Raw genomic sequence first — 18,978 nt, 5'->3', positions numbered from 1 at the left:
TTCCTTACGCAAAATAGCCCAACAATGAACCTGCTTTAATTTCATCATTTAAGCCTATATGAATTCTAGTATCTTTTGGTAAAAGTAAACTTATAGAGCCATTGATTAAAAAACCCATTCTATCTCCTGCTTTTAAATCATGAGAAATATTATCGAGCTTTAATTTTCTATCAAAAGAACCTGCATAGATTCGCAAGGCTATCGTTTTATTCTCTTTAACTTTTGCCAAAATAAAAGCTCTTTCATTCATCATTTTTGCAGATTTTAATTCACTGCACAAAAAAAGCCCATGTCGTAAACGAATATCTATTATAGACATTGCAAAAGGTGTATTAAAATTCCCAGCATCATAAAGAGCATTTTTAATAGCAATTTCAACACATTCACCCAAATCTTTATGATGAATATTTTCTATTTTAGTAACCCTACCATCCATAGGTGCAAAAATAGCTTTTTCATCACTACAAACAAGTTCTCTTTTGGGCGCTCTAAAAAGAAAAATACAAATTACAATTAATGCTAATAGCAAGATGGAAAAAGAATAAAAAATCCACACAAAAATAAAAATCAAGCTTAAAATAATAAGACTTAAATATCCATCTTTTGCAATAAAATCTTTCATTCTTCTACTTTAACTTCAGTTTTAACTTCTTCGAGTTCTTGTAAACGAGTTGGTAGACTATTTTGATCCTCAAACTCTTTAATAATCTCACGCACTTTATTACCTTCAATAGTTTCTTCTTCATAAAGGGCTGCAACCATAGTCTCAATCGCTCCCTTATAAGTATTTAAAGTATCTTTAACATCTTTATAGCGTTCATCTAAGGTTTTCTTTACATAATCATCTAAAGATTCTGCCATCTTTTCAGAATAATCTTTTATGGTTTGTCCACCACTTAAGAAAGTATTTCTTTGTTTTTCAAGCACCATAAGTCCTGCAATTTCACTCATACCATACATAGAAATCATAGCTTTTATAATATCGGTTGCTCTTTCTAAATCATTACTTGCACCCGTTGAAATTTCACCTATAAACACTTCTTCAGCTGCACGACCACCCAAAAGTACATCTACTTCAGCGATAAGTTCATGTTTTTGCATTAAAAATTTATTTTCCTCAGGAGTATTTAAAGTATAACCTAAAGCCGCAAGACCACGCGGAATCACAGAAACCTTACTTACACGTTTTGCACCTTTGGTAGTTTCAGCGATTAAAGCATGACCGCATTCATGATAAGTAACAATTTTCTTTTCTTTTTCATTAATACGACGTGATTTCTTCTCAAGTCCTGCTATAGCTCTTTCAACAGCTTCAACTAAATCATTTTGTTCTACATATTTTTTAGAATCCCTACCTGCTAAAAGTGCCGCTTCATTAATAATATTTGCAAGATCAGCTCCTGCAAGCCCTGCGGTTAAGCGTGCTATGTCTTCTACCTTAACTTTTGGGGAAATTTTGACATCTTTCATGTGCACTTTTAAAATATCACACCTACCTTTAAAATCAGGTTTATCAACTAAAACTTGTCTATCAAACCTTCCTGGTCTTAAAAGCGCTGCATCTAAAACTTCTGGGCGATTTGTTGCTGCTAAAACAATAACTGGGGAACTTTCTGTCCCAAAGCCATCCATTTCAGCCAAAAGCTGATTTAAAGTTTGTTCTCTTTCATCGTTTCCACCCATCATGCCACTTGCTGCACGACTTTTACCAATAGCATCTATTTCATCTATAAAAACAATAGCGGGAGCTTCTTTTTTTGCATTTTCAAACAAATCTCTCACACGAGAAGCACCTACACCCACAAACATTTCTATAAAAGAAGAACCTGAAACACTAAAAAACGGCACATCAGCTTCACCTGCAACTGCTTTTGCAAGCAAAGTTTTTCCTGTACCTGGAGGCCCAACAAGTAAAAGCCCTTTTGGAATTTTAGCTCCCAATTTAATATATCTTTCAGGATACTTTAAAAAATCTACAATTTCTTTTACTTCTTCTTTAGCTTCTTCAACACCAGCTACATCGCTAAATTTTACTTTAGGTTTTTCTGAATTTACAAGCTTCTTAGAACTTCCTATACCCAATATAGAACTTCCCATATTTTTTTGCATACGACTTGCCAAAAACATCCAAATACCAAAGAAAATAAATACTGGCAAAACCCATGAAAAAAGTATATCTGTAAACCAATTTGTTTCAGAATACGCACCATAAGCGATATTTTTACTATCTAGTAAACTCACAAGCTCAGGATCATTAACTTTTTTTGCCGTATAAACAGTATTGTGAGAGCTTGAAATCGCTTTGATTGTTGTTTGTCCTATGCTAACTTGATTGATTTGTCCACTTTCAATAAGCTTTTTTAACTCAGAATAAGGGACATTTTTATTTACTTCATTGCCATTCAATGCCCCGCCAAAAGAACCATTGCCATCAAAAAATCCCTTAAAAATAATTATCATTACAATTGCAAAAATCGCAAAAATAAAAATGGGATTTTTGTTAAAAAAATTATTGCCCTGCGGATTACCCTTATTATTTGGGGTATTATTATTCATTGCTTATCCTTTTTATTATTTTTATATACAAAACTACACCACTCATTGATTTGCATTTCATCAATGAGTTTCAAATCTTGAAATTTTTCTTTAATTCTTGTTGAATATTTATCTAAAATTCCTGACAAAATAAGTATAGCATTATCTTCTAAATGGTTTTTAATATCTTTTTCTAAAATTAAAATCACATCTGCAATGATATTTGCAACAATTAGATTATATAAACCATTTGCTTTATCTATAGATCCACACCAAGCCTTGTGAAAATCGACACCATTTAATCTTGCATTTTCCAAAGAACTATCAATAGCCAACTCATCAGTATCACAAATTTCAACATTACAGCCAAACTTTGCCATAATAATACCCAAAATTCCACTACCACAACCAAGATCTAAAGCTCTTAATTTACTTTTAGAAAATTTTTGTAAAAATTTTACACAAGAATATGTGCTTTCGTGATGTCCTGAGCCAAAGGCTAAGGCTGGATTAATCTTTATATTTATACAATTCTTTTTTTCTTCTTGCCAAGTAGTATGGATGTAAATATTATCCACTAAAATAGGTTTTATGCCTTTTTTATATTCTTGTATCCAGTCCTTGTTTTCTTTCTCTACAAGACTTAAATTAGAAATAATTTTGCGGTTTAAATTGAAAGTAGTTGTAAGTTTTTGAGCAAATATTTCAAGTGCCCATGAAAGCTCTTCTAAACTCTCATGGGATCTAATGTAAACACCATTATCTTTCTCTTCTATGGCTTCTATACCTAAATCAAAAGCAAAATCAAGAAATAAATTTTTATACCGCTCTTCTACAATAAAGAACAATTCGTAATATTTTTTTTGCATTTAGAATTTTAAAAATCAGCCTTTACTCAGCTGCACCTTCTCCACTTCCTGTTCCTAAAACATCTTCAAGTTTTTCCTTTAAAACTTGTGGAGTAAAAGGTTTTACAATATAGTTGTTTACGCCAGCTTTTAAAGCAGTAATCACTTCAGCTTTTCCGCCCTCAGTTGTAACCATGATAATAGGCATATCTTCATATTTTTTCTCTGCTCTTACTTTTTTTACCAACTCCAAGCCATTCATTTCTGGCATATTCCAATCTGTAATTAAAACTTTTACATCTTCATTTTTAGTTAATAAATCCCAAGCTTCAACGCCATGCTCGGCTTCTAAAACATCATCGTGTCCAAGTCTTGTTAGGGTATTTTTAATAATCCTTCTCATAGTAGAACTGTCATCAACAACTAACAATTTCACAATTTCGTCCTTTCAAAGTTTTTATAGTTTTATTTTACCCTTTTTAGCCTTATTAATCAAGCTAAAAAATTTTAAAAAACAGCATTATATCATCTTTTACTTAAATTTTTACTCAAATATTATTATTTTTATACTTAACCGTAAATAAATATACACTTAAACCTAAAAGAAGCAAGCTCACTCCACCGATAAGATAAATCGCATAAATCATCTGAGAAAGATCACCAATAGCAAGTTTAAATACCAACATCAAAGCTTCTATGGCCAAAGCAATGATAATAGAACCTAAAAATCTCACCATAGTTTTTTGAATTCCACCTTCTTCTTTTTTTGTCCTTCCTAATACTTCTTGTTCGATCAAAGTTTTTGCCAAATCAAAAATGGCCAAAGCTAAAGTTATAGCAATAGTACTTTCAAACATATGTTCTATACCTATAGCTTGATTATCAAAAAGACTAAAAAAACCTTTTTGAAATAAAAAACAAGTAATCACAAATAAAACTAGTGCGAAACAAAAATATACCAAACGACTAAATTGAGTAAAAACAAACTCAAATTTTCCTGCTTGAATAATCTTTAAAATATCTTCAAGCTTGATATCAATACAAACAACAAAAAGTAAGTTATTTTTATCATCGTAAATTGGCATAGAAGCTGTCACGCAAAGTTCGTTGTTTAAAACTGAAGGATAAGGATCGCTCAAAACACATCGTCTTAATTTTACAGCTCTATAAAAATAAGAACGAGTACTTCTATCCTCACCCTGTCCTATTTCATGAGCCTTATTTAAGGAAATCGCATTTTCTATTTGCATGCCTGAAATATCTAAAATATACAAAGCATCAAAAACAACAACTTCATGAGCTATTTTATCCAAAGCTATTTTAATCGTTTCAAGGTGAATATCAGGAAGTTTATTAGGCAAATTTCTTGTTAAAATATAACTCATATAAGCTCTAGCACGATAGCGATTATCTTCAAATCTTTGTATATCTTTTATATACATTATACACCTTCTTTATTGTGTTTAAATTCAGGTACAATCTTTAATAAAGCCTCTGAAATATCTTCACATATTTGTAAATTTTCTATCTCTTTATTAAGCCAATCAAGATCAACCTTCTCATTCTTTGCTACAAAAATACTCTCATATTGCGTTTTAGCATCATTTTCATCAATTAAAAGCTCTTCATAAAGCTTCTCACCTTTTCTTAAGCCTGTGATTTTAATTTCTAAATCATTGCGATTAGAAAGCAAAAGCATTTTTTTAGCTAAATCTATGATTTTCACAGGCTTACCCATATCCAAAACAAAAAGTTCTCCCCCTTTTGCGATAGCTCCAGCTTGTAAAACAAGTTGCACTGCCTCAGCCACAAGCATAAAATAACGCACTATATCAGGATGTGTTAAAGTTAAAGGCTCATTATTGGCAATTTGTGCTTTAAATTTCGGTATCACACTACCACTAGAACCTAAAACATTACCAAAACGCACACAAGCAACTTCAAAATTTTCATCACTCATACTTAAAGTATAAAGCTCGCAAACTCTCTTAGTGCAACCCATAATATTTGTTGGTCGCACTGCTTTATCTGTACTTATCATCACAAATTTAGCTACTTTATTTTCTTTAGCACTGTCACATAAAATTTTAGTTCCTAAAATATTATTAATTACTGCTGAATGTGGATTTTGTTCACAAAGAGGCACATGTTTATAGGCGGCTGCATGTAAAATAAGCTCAGGTTTATAAGTTTTTAATACCTCATCTAAACTTTGCTTATCTAAAATACTCAGTAAAATAGGAGTAATTTTTTCTTTATATAAATTTAAATCATCATTGATCTTATAAAGATTATACTCACTATGATCAACCATAATAAGATGCTTAGCGCCAAATTTAATACATTGTTTACAAAGTTCACTGCCTATAGTTCCACCTGCCCCACTTACCAAAACTACCTTGTCTTTTAAAAAAGCTGCCACAGCACTATCGTCTAAATCTTTTGGTTTTCTAGCAAGCAAGTCTTCTATACTAATATCTCTTGCTTCGTTTCTTGTAAAAGAAAATATTTTTACATCGCAAATACCATAAGCTACAAGTTCTTCAAAAAGTTTTTTAAGCTCTTCTTGTTCAAGTCTTAAAGCAATAATGGCAGTTTTTACCCCTTGTTCTACATAAGATTTTATTTTTTCTTTTTCTTCTACAACAAATTTATCACAATAAGTCCCTATAAGCTCTTTTCTCGCATCAACCACACCCACAGGAAAAAGTCCCAAAGAACCTTCTTTTGCACCTTTTAACAAATGCAATGCCTTAGAAGTTGCCCCTACTACAATACAAGGAGTTTCTTCTTCTTTCATTCTAGAAGGTTTAAAATCCACAAGCATTCTTTTGCTAATTCTTAAAGTACCTATAAACATATAAGAAAGAACAAAATCTATCACAATAGCACTTCTTGGAAAAGGATTAAAAAAATCACTAAAAAAATAAAAAATAAGAAAAAAACAAAACTCAGCTAAAAGCAAAGCAATAAAAATTTTTCTTGCTTCATTGAGAGAAAAAAATCTCCAAGCTACTTTATAAATTCTAAAAATAAACAAAAATGAAAGTTTTAAAATAAGCAAAATAATAGCAGAAACCATCATACCATGATAAAAAATACTCGGAATATCTCCACTAAATCTCAAAGAAAAAGCCAGATAAACACTAAGTAAAATTAAAACAATATCTGAAGTTAAAAAAAATGCTAATCTTTTGCTTTTATAAAAAATCATTTTAAGCCTTTATGCTCTTTAAGATCAGTTTTGAAATTTCATAAACATCATCTTTACTCATCGCTGTACCACTTGGCAAACAAATTCCTTTTTGGAAAAATAACTCACTATTGCCATTAAGATAAGCCTTAGCTCCTTTAAATACTTCTTGAGTGTGCATAGCTTTCCATAATGGTCTTGTTTCTATTTGTTCATTTTTCAAATCTTCTATGAGTTTTGAAATTTTTGGATGCAAAGTAATATTTTTTTGACTGATATTTATATCTTTTTGACAAGCATTAAGTTCATTTTTATCAAAATCAATCAAAGCTGTACTTAACCAACGATTACTTCTTGAATTTTCTAACTCATCTAAAAAGCTAAAATGCTCTCCTAAAAATTCTTTATACCACTCATAAATTTCTCTTTTTTTAAGCACTCTTTGCTCTAAAACCTCCATTTGCGCTACACCAATAGCTCCTAAAACATTGCTTAAACGGTAATTATAACCATAATCTAAATGTTCATAATGCAAACAATTTTCCCTTGCTTGAGTGCTGTAAAATCTTGCCTTTTCAATCTTTTCTTTATTTTTTCCTATAAGCATACCTCCACCTGAAGTGGTGATGATTTTATTACCATTATAAGAATAAGCTCCAAATTCTCCAAAAGTTCCTAAAGCTTTATTCTTATAAAAACTTCCTAAAGCTTCGGCAGCATCTTCGATTAAAACAATGTCATTTTCTTTGCAAATTTCAACAATTTCATCCATTTTTGCAGCATTACCATAAAGATGAGTTAAAATCAATGCTTTTGGTTTTTTTTCACATTCTTTAATAGCAAGCTTTAACAAATCTACATCGATATTATAAGTTTCATCACAATCTATAAATACAGGTTTTGCTTTAAGATAACAAATAGGTGCTACTGAAGCGATAAAAGTAAAAGAAGAAGCCAAAACAATATCATCTTGTTTTACCCCCGCCACCCTTAAAGCTAAATGCAAAGCCGCTGTAGCCGAATTTAAAGCTAAGGCATTTTCACTTTTGCTATAATCTTTTACACTTTGTTCAAAGCGATTTACAAATTCACCCAAAGGTGCCATATAATTACTTTTGAAAACTTCTTCTATGTATTTTAATTCATTGCCGCCCATATGCGGAGGAGAAAGAAAAAATCTCATGATTTATCCTTTGTATAAAACAAAATTTTTATAAATTGACTCTATTTTACCTAAAAAAATTTACAAAGAATCAAACAAAAATCTTTTTATAATCATTTCATATTTTTCTTTTTGCAGGCACTCCCACAAAAACACCTTTTTCATCTTGACTTTTAACCAAAGTTGCTCCACCACCCAAAATACTATCATCTGCTAAGCTTAAATTAGGCAAAACACAAGAATTAATCCCTAAAAAACAATTTTTACCGATTTTTACATTACCTGCACATTTAGCCCCCACACTCACATGAGAAAATTCCCCTATCATGCATTCATGTTCAATCACACTTGAAGTATTTAAAATCACGCCTTTTTCTATTTTGGCTTTAGCATTAACTACTACATAAGGCATGATTAAAATTCCTGCATTTTCTTCCACACTTGCACTAGGACTTATAAGCGCGCTTTTATGAATAAGATTAACGATTTTAAAGCCATTTTCTGAAATTTTTTGATAAATCTTTTTTCGAATTTCATTGTTTCCTATGGCTATAAAAAAATCATACTTAGGCAAGGTGCTTTCAAATTTCATTCCTTTAAAATCATCTAAAAAAATACATTCTTTATAACCCATATTTTTAGCCACATCTTCACAAACAAGCCCATGACCACTAGCACCATAAATATAAATTTTTTCAGTTCTTGCCATTAAATTTCTCTGTTGTAACATGGCCTTCTTTGCTTACCCCACTTCGTTTTAAAACCTTTAAGGCTGTTAAAAACATGATTTTTAAATCAAGCAAAAAAGAAATATTTTTCACATAATACACATCAAGTTCGAATTTTTTCTGCCAAGAAATAGCATTTCTGCCATTTACCTGCGCCCATCCTGTTATACCTGGACGCACTTTATGACGCAATTTTTGCTCTTCATTGTAAAGGGGTAAATACTCAACCAAAAGAGGTCTAGGCCCCACAAAACTCATATCCCCTTTTAAGACATTAAAAAGTTGCAAAAGCTCATCCAAACTTAAGCTTCTAACAATTTTTCCAAAAGCTTTTAAGCGAAGTTCATCGCTTAATAACTCACCCTTCTCATCTCTTTCATCGCTCATGGTTTTAAATTTATAAATTTTAAAAATTTTTTCATCTAACCCAGGGCGATTTTGAATAAAAATCACACTTCCTTGAGTGATTTTTAAAAGCAAAGCAGTGATTAAAATCACCGGAGAAAAAAGCACTAAAAGCACTAAAGCTAAAATAAAATCAAAAATTCTTTTAAAAACTTTTTCATACATTCTTAATTACCCTATCATAAAGTTTTAAATAACGCTGTGCGATATTATTTTCATCGTATTGTAAAGCATCTTGGGCGGCATTTTTAGCTAAATTTAATCTTAATTTTTCATCTTCTAATAAAAGTGAAATTTTTTCGCTTAAATCCTTAGCATTTTTTGTTTTTACCCAAAGTCCATCATAAGCATTAGAAATAGCCTCTACACAACCTTCGCAGTCACTTACCACTATAGCCTTACCACAAGCTTTTGCCTCCAAAACACTTACAGGAAAGCCTTCTTTATAGCTTGGCAAAACAAAAATATTACAATTTTGTAAAAGCTCGACTATATCACTTCTAGCACCCAAATAATGCACCACACCCGAGTTTAAAAACTCCAAACTTGCACAAGAAGGATTTTCATCTCTTCCACCAACTAAAACAAAATTTGCTTTGTCTTTTAGCATAGCAGCACTTTCATAAAATTCTTTTACACCTTTATGCCATAAAGCTCTTGCTATCATAAGCACAATGGGTTTTTTATCTATGTTTAAATTTTTCCAAAAAAGCTCTTTTTTTTCCGATTCTACATAAATAGGAAAAAATTTTTTTAAATTGATCCCTACGGATTTTATCACACAAATTTTATTTTCCTTAAGCCCTAAATTCCGCATAAACTCAGCATTACTTTCATTGACAAAAATAAATTGGTGTGCAAATTTAAAACTTAATTTATAAAGATTATTAATAACAAAACGCACTAAATTTGCCTTAAAACCTTGATCTATATAAAAAGATCCCAAGCCTTCTACTAAGGCAAAACGATAAGGAATTTTTGCCCATTTTGCTGCTAAAATTCCAAAGGTATTGCTTTTGTGTGCCGCACTTTGAATAAGATCAAGATTTAAATTTTTCAAAACCTTAGCAAGATAAAAAAAATTCTTTAAAACCACAAAAGGATTTAAACTAGCTCTTGAAAGCTCGTAAACAATTACTTTCAAGCCAAGATCTCTAAGTTTTTGTGTGTATTCATCTTGTGGCACTATAACAAAAACTTCATCTTTTCTATCTTTTAATGCTTTTATAATAGGCATTCTAAAATGATAAATACTTGCTCCTGCATGTGATAAAAATCCTATTCTCATTTTCAACCCTTAAATTTTAAGTTTAAAAACCTTAGCATCTCTAGAATTAATCACCAAGTCAAATAAATTCTTATCATAATTTCCTAAAAAAAACATTTGCACATAAGCACTATTAAACATGGTTTTATCCATTAAAATAAATTGTGCGTAAGGAATAGCACTATCTTTTAAATAAAAAATATAAAACTGAGCCTTATCATCAATTGGAGTGATTTTGTATTCACCTTGTTTAATAGAATTAATCTCTACGATACTATTTACAGAAACCACATTATCACCTATTTTAAAACTTCTAAAATCATCGCTTAAAACCACTCCGTTGCTAAGATAAATTTCTCCATTTTTAACATCAAGTGGATAAGCTGTGCTAAAGGTAAAAGGTTTATCCAAAACTCCTGTATCTAAATTAATAAAAGAAAAACTAGTCACCGTAGAAAAAATCAAAGACATTCTAGCGGGCATATAAAGATAAATATCACGAGTTTTTGGTATATCGATTTTAAAATCAGGTTTTGATAATGAAGCTAGAAACAAATCCACATTGCTTTGATTATAATCTTTCATCATAGCTTGTAAAATGTCTGTTTTTAAAATATCATTTTGCGGAGCATAAAAGCTTTTTTCTGTATATTCTACACTAAGCCTTGCCATATTAGCTGCAGCTTGTTCATCTTTGCTTAAAGCAAAAGAAGGGAAAAAATTATCCTTGCCTAAATGCTTTCCACCATCTACTAAAGTTTTCACATCGCTATAATAACGCACAGGATAACCATAATCCCACCAAGTTACCACATAATCTTCTCTATTGGCTATATTTTTTAATTGATTTAATAATGATGCTTCATTTTGAGAAAAAACTGTTGGTGCTTTGTAGTTGTAAATATGGATAAATACTGGAGTTAAAGTCAAAATAGTTGCAAAAATAATACAAATATTTGAAGTTAATTGGCTATATTTTTTAACCAATATAGCCTTAAACTCGCTCAATAAAAAACCAAATCCTAAAGCCATTATAGGTACAGAATAAATGGTAAATCTAAGCCCCCCTTTTAAGGCTAAAAACCCAAGCACCAATATAGGTAAAGCCATAATCATACTTTTATATTTTCTCAAAAGCCATACAAAACCAAATAAAGAAAACAAAAAAACAATTTCACTGCCACTAATTCTTCGCATAAATTCGCTAAGATCTACATTTTCAACTTCTTGTATGGTTTGATTGACATTAAAATACATAAAGCCCTGCGTTAAATTCGCACTTTCATCACTTCTAAAAATATAAAATTTAAGCTGATAAAGTATGGGATCAACCCCACCACTTAAAATCAAAAATATCAAAGTTGCACTACCTAAAATTCCTATAATCATAAAATTTAAGCGTTTTTGCTCTAAAGCAAATAAAGCAAAAAGTATTACTATAATGGCACTTTGATAAAACCATGCTATATTTGAAAGAGTAAGAGAAGATAAAATCACAGCTATATAAAAAATCTTTTCTTTTCTATGAAAAATAAGCGTATAAATTAAAAAAAGTCCAATTAAAGCTACATTTAAAGTATAACTTGAAGGATACCACCAAAGATAAATTCCTATAAATAACGGCAAGGCAATCAATGAAAAAAAGTCTTTTTTTAAAATCATTCTTACCATAAAAAATAAAATAAACATAGGTAAAACAATTACCAGCATATCCGTATCATAATACCCACTCATAGTGCGATTATAATAACTGTTTGCTATACTTGCTAAAAGAGCAGCTACAAAGCCCATTAAAGGACGTTTATATTCATTAGCTAGTAAAATAATAGGAATCACCACCAAAGAAGATAAAAAAGTACTCATATATAAAATGATACTTTCGAAAGAAAAAGGTGTGATTTTATAAAGCCAATAAGTAAGCGCGGATAAAGAAGATCCATAATAACTCAAATCATTAGGCTGATGAAAACCTGCTATCATATCTCTTGCGCCCTCAGCAAAAGCATAGCCATCATTTGAAATGATCATTAACTGATTATTGAAAAAATACTCGTTAAACTCACTTGCCCACCAAACCCAATAAAACCTGCAAAATACACTAAAAACATAAGCTAATATAATCATCGCAAACAAAACTAAATAAGGGTTTTTTAAATACTCTTTTTTCAACATCTTTTATCCTAATAAATATTTCAAAGCATCGCGTGCAATTTTTACTTTATCAAAAGCCTTAGCCCTAGTTTTAGCCTTATTTTTATACGCTTTTCTTAATTTATCGTCTTCAAGCATAGTCTTTAAACCCTGAAACATAGAGTTTTCATTATCTACTTCTACTAAAAGCCCAAATTCATCATCGCCAAAAAGCTCTCTTGCGCCACTTTTATGATCAGTGCAAACCACAGCACAAGAACAAGCCAAACTTTCAATTAAAACATTTGAAAAGCCTTCAAATACAGAAGCAAAAGCAAAAAATTCGCATTTAGCCATGTATTTATAAGGATTATTATCAAATCCTAAAAGCAAAACCTTTTCTTCCAAATTTAATTCTTTAATCAAAGCTAAAAGCTCATCTTTAAGCACACCTTCACCTAAAATCACAAGCTTTAAATCTGTTTTCACTCTTGCATAAGCACGAATTAATAAAGCATGATTTTTACCTTTATCAAGCCTGCCTACACTTAAAATAAATTTATCTTTTAAAGCTATATCTTCAAGGGCTTTTTGCTCTATGTTTTCTAAATCGATAGCATTGTATAAAATTTCACATTTTTTTGGATTTATACTAAAATTTTGCACTAAATCTTCTAAATTTCCTTTAGAATTAGGCAGGATTAAATCAGCTCTTGGGTAAAGTAAAGAAATTAAAAATTTATTTGCTAAAGAATTAAAATTATTTTTTGCATACATCACACTTGGCGTAGTGCATTCATTGATCACAAGGCGGGTTTTATTTCCAAACATTCTTGCCATTAAAGCTATATAATTAGGTCGATTTAAAAAAACAAATTCTGTATCAATGCCCAAATTTCTGCAAAGTTTTTTATATTTTAAAGCCAAAAAAGGTAATTTTAAAAATTTCAAAATAGGATTTTCACTAGGTTTTGAACATTCTAAAAAATGAATTTGACACTCTGGAATTTCATAAGAAATTTTATCATTCATCAAAATCAAATGCACTTCAAATTTCAAACTTAAAATAGGCAATAAAGTCGCCACAACTCTTTCAGCACCACCACTTCCTAAAGAATAAATAAAAATGCCTAATTTTTGCATAAAGCCACCCGAATTTTTGATAATTTTTTAATCATACTATTTGGAATTATACTTAAAATGAGTAATATCAAAGCAGGAGCATTGATTTTTATACTCAGGCTTTTAAACAAACACTTATAAAGAGCTTTATAATTTTTTGCAAGTTTTGCATAATAAGCTGCCATTTTATAATAACTCGCACAAGTTTTTTTATAATCTTTATCCTTACTCATTCTAAGTTCATTTTCTAAAATTTTAGCAAGCTCTAAATATCCCAAATACACCCTATGAGCATTTTTACTCGCCCCTAAAGTCACGCTATCTTGCCTAAAAATCCTATAAATCCTAAAAGCCTTATGGATATAAAAACTTTTTTCCTTGTATAAATTTACCCAAAGCGTGGCTTCATTGCCGTAAAATTCTTCATTAAAACGCTTGTTTTCAAGTAGAGATTTTTTAAAAACAGAAAAAAACTCTCCGCTAAATTTAGCCATTAAAAAATCTTTTTTAGAAATTTCACTATCTTTTTCCAAGCCCTTGCCGCTAAATTCCTTGCTTAAATTTCCTTCTTTTTCCATCAAACAATTTCCAAAAACATGAGCATAACCCTCACTTGCTTTTTGCATCAAGGTACTTAAAGCCCCAGATAAAAGCTCATCATCATCATCTAAAAAAGTTACAAACTCGCCACTTGCTTGATCTAAGCCATTGTTTTTATTGCCATTTGGGCCTTGTTTGTAATTTTGATTTAAAAAATACTTAATGCGATCATCATCTTTTTGTAAATTTTGCACCACACTTTTAGTATCATCACTAGAATTATCATCGCTTACAATAATTTCTAAATCTTTAAAATCTTGATTTTGTATGCTTTTAATAGCCTTTTCTAGTAAAACTTGACGATTAAAAGTTGGTACTATAACAGAAAGTTTAGGCATTTTTAACCTCGACTATAAGCTTAAGCCATTCTTCTTTGATATGAGAAATTTCAAAGTCTTTACACCTTTGTTTGGCACTATTTACAAGTTCTTTTCTAAAATTTTCATCATTTAAAACAAGTTCAAGTTTTTTAGCAAGTGCTATTTCATCATCACAACCTACCAAAAGCCCATCATGATTATCTTTGATTAAATCCTTAGCACCATTATAATAAGAACTTGAAATTCTACAAACCTCAAAATACAAACTTTCAATTAAAACCGTTGGCAAACCCTCTACAAAAGAACAAAGGCAAAGCACTTTTGCTTTTTCATAAAGAGCCTTGACATTTTCAACGCGTCCTAAAAAATCAACTTTTATTCCTAAAGATTTTACCTTGTATTCAAGTTCTTGCCTTAACTGCCCATCTCCTGCTATAACAAATTTATATTTTTCTTGCAAATTTTTATCCAAATGCGCTATAGCTTTTAAAAACATTGCAGGGTTTTTGTTGTAATCTAAACGCCCTATAAAAAGAACCAAATTTTCCTTTTTAAAACTAGAATCAAAAGGAATCTCATCGCTAAAATGACAAGGGTTTAATAAAAGCTTAACCCTTTTTACAAATCTTTCATAATACACCTTATCACTGCTTCCAAGCACACTTAAAGCATCACAAAAAGGATAGCTTACCCTTCTTAAAAAACGCCAAATTTTAGGTTTTAAATACGCCTCATTGCTATGCTCACTTATAATGAGTGGAGTTTTAAGCCCTATTTTCGCAGCAATACAAGCAATATTAGTCGTATCCAAAAAAGAAATAAAAACATCAGCCTTACTTTCTTTTAAAGCCTTTCTTAAAGCAAAAAATTTCTTAAAACGACTTGCGATTTTATAATAAAGCGTGTCAAATCTAAATTGTTCTAAACTTGTAACTTTAACTTCATTTTCAAGCTTATAAAAAGATTTTCCTGCATGAAATTTAATAATACTTACTTCATGCTCTTTACAAAGTGCATTAGCCAAGGTTACTAAAACACGCTCAGCGCCTCCCGAATTTAAAGTTGCGATAATAAAGCTTATTTTCATTATTTCTCCTCCTTAAGCTTGCCGTGTTCTAAACGATAAACCTTATCACATTGCGTTATCGTAGAAAGACGATGTGCGATAATAATCATGGTTTTATCTTTAGAAATTTTATAAATTTCATCCATGATTTTTGCTTCACTTTGAGTATCAAGTGCAGAAGTTGCTTCATCAAGCACTAAAATTTCAGGCTCTAAATATAAAGCTCTTGCTATGGCTATGCGTTGTTTTTGCCCCCCGCTTAAATTACTCCCCCCATCACCTACTTTTGTCTGAACTCCTTGAGGTAAATTTTTTATAAAATGCTCTAAATTTGCTTGTTTGATAACCTTACTAAGTTTTTCTTCATCAACCGCATCTGTAAAAGTGATATTTTTAACTATGCTGTCATTAAAAAGATAGATATTTTGCGGGATATAGCCTATTTTTTGGCGATAATTTTTTGTATTACTTGCATTTAATTCTTGCTTATCAATTAAAATTTGCCCTTCTTTTGGTTTTAAAAGTCCTATGATAAGATCTACTAAGGTGCTTTTTCCACAACCACTCTCCCCTATAAAAGCGATTTTTTCACCTTTTTTAATATTTAAATTAAGATTTTTAAATAAATGTTTTTTTCCCTCATAACCAAAGCTAAGATTACAAATTTTAAGCTCTTGATTAAAGCTTAATTTTTCCTCGCCCAAATTTTCTTCTTCTTGTCTTAAATTTTGATAAATAATATCCAAAGAAGAATGATAATAAAGCAAATCATGATAACTTGTAATAATACGATTTGCACTTGGCATTAAGCGATAAAGCGCTAAAACAAAAATAGAAATCGTGGATAAAATACCTGAAATATCACTTTCATTTTTCAAAACCAAAAATACCACGATAAAAACAAGTACACAAAAACCTATTCCTTCAAGATAAATTCTAGGCACCGCAGCTACGCTTTCATTGGTAATATTTGCTTTAGAAAAAGCTTCACTTTGTGCTTTAAAAAGACTTAAAACTCCATCTTCTTTGGTTTTAAGCTTGATAAACTTGAAATTATTTAAATTTGTATTTAAAATTTCAAAGAAATTTTTCATCGCTTCTTCGCGTCTTAGTCCTGCTTTTTTAATGATAGGACTTAAAATTTTCACTAAAATAAAGGCATTTAACACCATAAAAACACTTAAAAATAAAGTGATTTTATAATTAATCAAAAGCATTAAAGCATAAAGCAAAAGCACTACAAAAATTTCACTCATCAAAAGTAAAAATGATGAAATCATAGTGCTTAGATTATAAACTTCTCCTGTAATGGACTTTAAAATTTCAGATTGATTTTTTTGAGTAAATTTTTCATAATTAATATTTAAAAATTTAGAAAAAACCTTATAAGCGATCGCATGATAACGCCCTTTAGAAAATCTTGCCAAAAGATGGAAATAATACGCATTTAACAAAGCTCTAAACACATAAAAAACAATAAGCCCCACTCCAAAATAAACAATGATTTCAAAAACAGGGATATTAAGATATTCTTTTAAACTGATTAAATATTTATTACGATCAAAATAAGAAAAATCACTAGCCAAAGTGATAAAAGGCATTACCAAAGAAATCGCAAAAGTTTCTATAAAAGAAACAAATACTGAAAAAACAAGTAAGAAAAATAAAAAATTTTTATCTTCCTTGCTTAAAATAAAAAAAAGTTTTTTTAGCACTGTTTTTCCCAATCAAAAGCAGATTTACAAATAAGCTCTAAATCATCATATTTAGGCTGCCAAGAAGTAAGATTTCTGATTTTACTTGCATCAGAAATCAATACGCTAGGATCACCCGCACGGCGTGGGGCAAGTTCTACTTTAAAATCCACTCCGCTAACTTTTTTCATCGCTTCAATCACTTCTTTTACACTAAAACCATGTCCATAACCTACATTAAAAACATTGCTTTCATTCTCTTGCAAATAATCCAAAGCTGCTAAATGCGCGCTTGAAATATCATCTACATGGATAAAATCTCTTATGCAAGTACCATCTTTTGTATCATAATCATCGCCAAATATAAAAAGTTTGTCACGTTTTCCTGCGGCACATTCAGCTGCAACTTTTATAAGCAAAGTCGCTTTTGGATAGCGTTGTCCTAAAGTATAATCCATACAAGCACCTGCGACATTAAAATATCTTAAAATACAATGCTTAAATTCAGGATTTGCCATACTTGCATCACGTAAAACCTCTTCACTCATAAGCTTACTACGCCCATAAGGATTAATAGGTGCTAAAGGACTTGTTTCGCTCACAACAGGAGTCTGTGGTTCACCATAAGTGGCTGCCGTTGAAGAAAATATAAATTTATTTACTCCAGTTTGCAAACAAGTTTCGATGAGATTTGTCGTATTAACAGTGTTGTTCATATAATATTTTAAAGGGTTTTGCATACTTTCAAAAACTTCAATGCTTGCTGCAAAATGCACAATAGCGTCAAATTTTTCTCTCTCAAACAATGCTTTTATACCTTGAAAATCACTTAAATCTTGTTCAAAAAATTTAAAAGCTCTTATTTTTTGCAAATCTTCTATTGCGATTTTAGAACCCTTAGAAAGATTATCTAAAACACAAATTTCATGATCTGTTTTTAAAAATTGTCTTAAAGTATGAGAACCTATATAACCTGCACCACCGCTAATAAGAATTTTCATCATCATTCCTTTTTTAAAAATGTCAAAAATAAATTTTAATATATTTTCTTAAATACTTAAGATCGAACTTTTGAAATTTCACTTTCACAAGCTTTTGCAAAAACTTCTGTATAAGAACGATCTGATTTTTTTACACGCAAAAAATCTCTCATATAAGAAAGAAAATCAATGTAATCTTCTTCACTAACATTAGCTTTAATAAATTCATATTTTAAAAAAAGCATATAGGTATTTAAAACATCACTTTCACAATATTCGTGAATTTTTTCAAGTTCATTTTCATAAAAAAGCTTCATTACCTCATCGCCATGCACATCATATTTTCCTGGCAAACCCACCATAGAGCAAAGTGTATCAAGCTTTATTCCACGCCCATTAGATCCTAAGGATTCTAATAAATCACAATGTTTTAATTCTGAAAATCTTGTTTTATAATTATTCCATTTATCGCTTTGAGTATCTAAATAAGTTGCTGCTTTTAAATTGTATTTTAAAGCCCTTAAAACAAGAACGGGCATATCAAAATTTTTACCATTAAAGCTGACTAATTTTGGCTCATAATTTTCTATAAAATTGAAAAAATTCTCAATCATTTCTTTTTCATTTTGCCCATCAATTTTATTTACTTTGATAAATTTTCCAAAATTATCACTTAAAACCGCACAAATACTGATGATTTTATGATAAGGCAAAGGCAAAAACTCACTCCCGCTTTGTTCTTTTTGCCACTGAAGTGCTTTTAAACTTACCTCCAAATCACTTCCTTCAAAACCCAAAGTTTTGCGGATAAGCTCAACATCTGGCACACTCTCACAATCAAAAACACAAATATAACCTTCATTTTTTGCCATTTTTAACCTTTTTTTAAATAATTTCGCTAAAATCATAGCAAAAATTTTAAAATATT

17 protein-coding genes are annotated in these 18,978 nt (G+C 30.3%); all 17 read right to left on the bottom strand.

Annotated features, from left to right (window positions below; all coding sequences use genetic code 11):
- Positions 1–4: 4 nt before the first annotated feature.
- A complete protein-coding gene (locus ELQ09_RS02080; RefSeq protein ID WP_002868622.1) occupies positions 5–622 on the bottom strand; it encodes a phosphatidylserine decarboxylase in 618 nt (205 codons plus the stop codon).
- Positions 619–2,556, bottom strand: a complete 1,938-nt coding sequence (ftsH, locus tag ELQ09_RS02075; protein WP_002853468.1) for an ATP-dependent zinc metalloprotease FtsH — start codon at positions 2,554–2,556, stop codon at positions 619–621. The genes ELQ09_RS02080 and ftsH overlap by 4 nt, the downstream gene beginning before the upstream one ends.
- Entirely contained in the window at positions 2,553–3,404 is an 852-nt protein-coding gene (locus ELQ09_RS02070) for a 50S ribosomal protein L11 methyltransferase (protein WP_070317070.1), read from the bottom strand. The genes ftsH and ELQ09_RS02070 overlap by 4 nt, the downstream gene beginning before the upstream one ends.
- Before the next feature lie 22 nt (positions 3,405–3,426).
- Positions 3,427–3,819, bottom strand: a complete 393-nt coding sequence (locus ELQ09_RS02065; protein WP_002866134.1) for a chemotaxis response regulator CheY — start codon at positions 3,817–3,819, stop codon at positions 3,427–3,429.
- A gap of 112 nt (positions 3,820–3,931) precedes the next feature.
- Positions 3,932–4,825 carry a PDC sensor domain-containing protein gene (locus ELQ09_RS02060; RefSeq protein WP_002932694.1) on the bottom strand — a complete coding sequence of 298 codons (894 nt, stop codon included), beginning with the start codon at positions 4,823–4,825 and terminating at the stop codon, positions 3,932–3,934.
- Complete coding sequence (gene pglF, locus ELQ09_RS02055; RefSeq protein ID WP_052785357.1) at positions 4,825–6,597, bottom strand: UDP-N-acetylglucosamine 4,6-dehydratase (configuration-retaining); 1,773 nt, start codon at positions 6,595–6,597, stop codon at positions 4,825–4,827. The genes ELQ09_RS02060 and pglF overlap by 1 nt, the downstream gene beginning before the upstream one ends.
- Position 6,598: 1 nt before the next feature.
- Positions 6,599–7,759: a UDP-N-acetylbacillosamine transaminase gene (gene pglE / locus ELQ09_RS02050; protein ID WP_134263738.1), complete on the bottom strand. Its 1,161-nt coding sequence runs from the start codon at positions 7,757–7,759 to the stop codon at positions 6,599–6,601.
- A gap of 97 nt (positions 7,760–7,856) precedes the next feature.
- Positions 7,857–8,447: a UDP-N-acetylbacillosamine N-acetyltransferase gene (gene pglD, locus ELQ09_RS02045; protein WP_032598731.1), complete on the bottom strand. Its 591-nt coding sequence runs from the start codon at positions 8,445–8,447 to the stop codon at positions 7,857–7,859.
- Positions 8,434–9,036: an undecaprenyl phosphate N,N'-diacetylbacillosamine 1-phosphate transferase gene (gene pglC, locus ELQ09_RS02040; protein ID WP_002932689.1), complete on the bottom strand. Its 603-nt coding sequence runs from the start codon at positions 9,034–9,036 to the stop codon at positions 8,434–8,436. Before pglC ends, pglD begins: the two co-directional genes overlap by 14 nt.
- Positions 9,029–10,159: a N,N'-diacetylbacillosaminyl-diphospho-undecaprenol alpha-1,3-N-acetylgalactosaminyltransferase gene (gene pglA / locus ELQ09_RS02035; RefSeq protein ID WP_134263737.1), complete on the bottom strand. Its 1,131-nt coding sequence runs from the start codon at positions 10,157–10,159 to the stop codon at positions 9,029–9,031. The genes pglC and pglA overlap by 8 nt, the downstream gene beginning before the upstream one ends.
- Positions 10,160–10,168: 9 nt before the next feature.
- Positions 10,169–12,310, bottom strand: coding sequence for an undecaprenyl-diphosphooligosaccharide--protein glycotransferase (gene pglB / locus ELQ09_RS02030; protein ID WP_134224612.1), 2,142 nt, complete (start codon positions 12,308–12,310; stop codon positions 10,169–10,171).
- A gap of 3 nt (positions 12,311–12,313) precedes the next feature.
- Positions 12,314–13,411: an N-acetylgalactosamine-N,N'-diacetylbacillosaminyl-diphospho-undecaprenol 4-alpha-N-acetylgalactosaminyltransferase gene (pglJ, locus tag ELQ09_RS02025; RefSeq protein WP_134263736.1), complete on the bottom strand. Its 1,098-nt coding sequence runs from the start codon at positions 13,409–13,411 to the stop codon at positions 12,314–12,316.
- Positions 13,399–14,328, bottom strand: a complete 930-nt coding sequence (gene pglI, locus ELQ09_RS02020; protein WP_052785354.1) for a GalNAc(5)-diNAcBac-PP-undecaprenol beta-1,3-glucosyltransferase — start codon at positions 14,326–14,328, stop codon at positions 13,399–13,401. Before pglI ends, pglJ begins: the two co-directional genes overlap by 13 nt.
- Positions 14,321–15,400 (bottom strand): GalNAc-alpha-(1->4)-GalNAc-alpha-(1->3)-diNAcBac-PP-undecaprenol alpha-1,4-N-acetyl-D-galactosaminyltransferase, encoded by a 1,080-nt coding sequence (pglH, locus tag ELQ09_RS02015; RefSeq protein ID WP_134263735.1) that lies wholly within the window; start codon positions 15,398–15,400, stop codon positions 14,321–14,323. The genes pglI and pglH overlap by 8 nt, the downstream gene beginning before the upstream one ends.
- A complete protein-coding gene (gene pglK / locus ELQ09_RS02010) occupies positions 15,397–17,091 on the bottom strand; it encodes an ABC-type lipopolysaccharide transporter PglK (protein WP_134263734.1) in 1,695 nt (564 codons plus the stop codon). The genes pglH and pglK overlap by 4 nt, the downstream gene beginning before the upstream one ends.
- Positions 17,085–18,071, bottom strand: coding sequence for a UDP-glucose 4-epimerase GalE (gene galE, locus ELQ09_RS02005; RefSeq protein WP_096702647.1), 987 nt, complete (start codon positions 18,069–18,071; stop codon positions 17,085–17,087). Before galE ends, pglK begins: the two co-directional genes overlap by 7 nt.
- 56 nt (positions 18,072–18,127) lie before the next feature.
- A complete protein-coding gene (locus ELQ09_RS02000) occupies positions 18,128–18,922 on the bottom strand; it encodes a 3'-5' exonuclease (RefSeq protein WP_134239842.1) in 795 nt (264 codons plus the stop codon).
- Positions 18,923–18,978: the final 56 nt, after the last annotated feature.

Source organism: Campylobacter sp. CH186 (assembly GCF_004378925.1).
GTDB lineage: Bacteria > Campylobacterota > Campylobacteria > Campylobacterales > Campylobacteraceae > Campylobacter_D > Campylobacter_D jejuni.
This window is presented reverse-complemented; position numbering and strand designations above follow the sequence as displayed.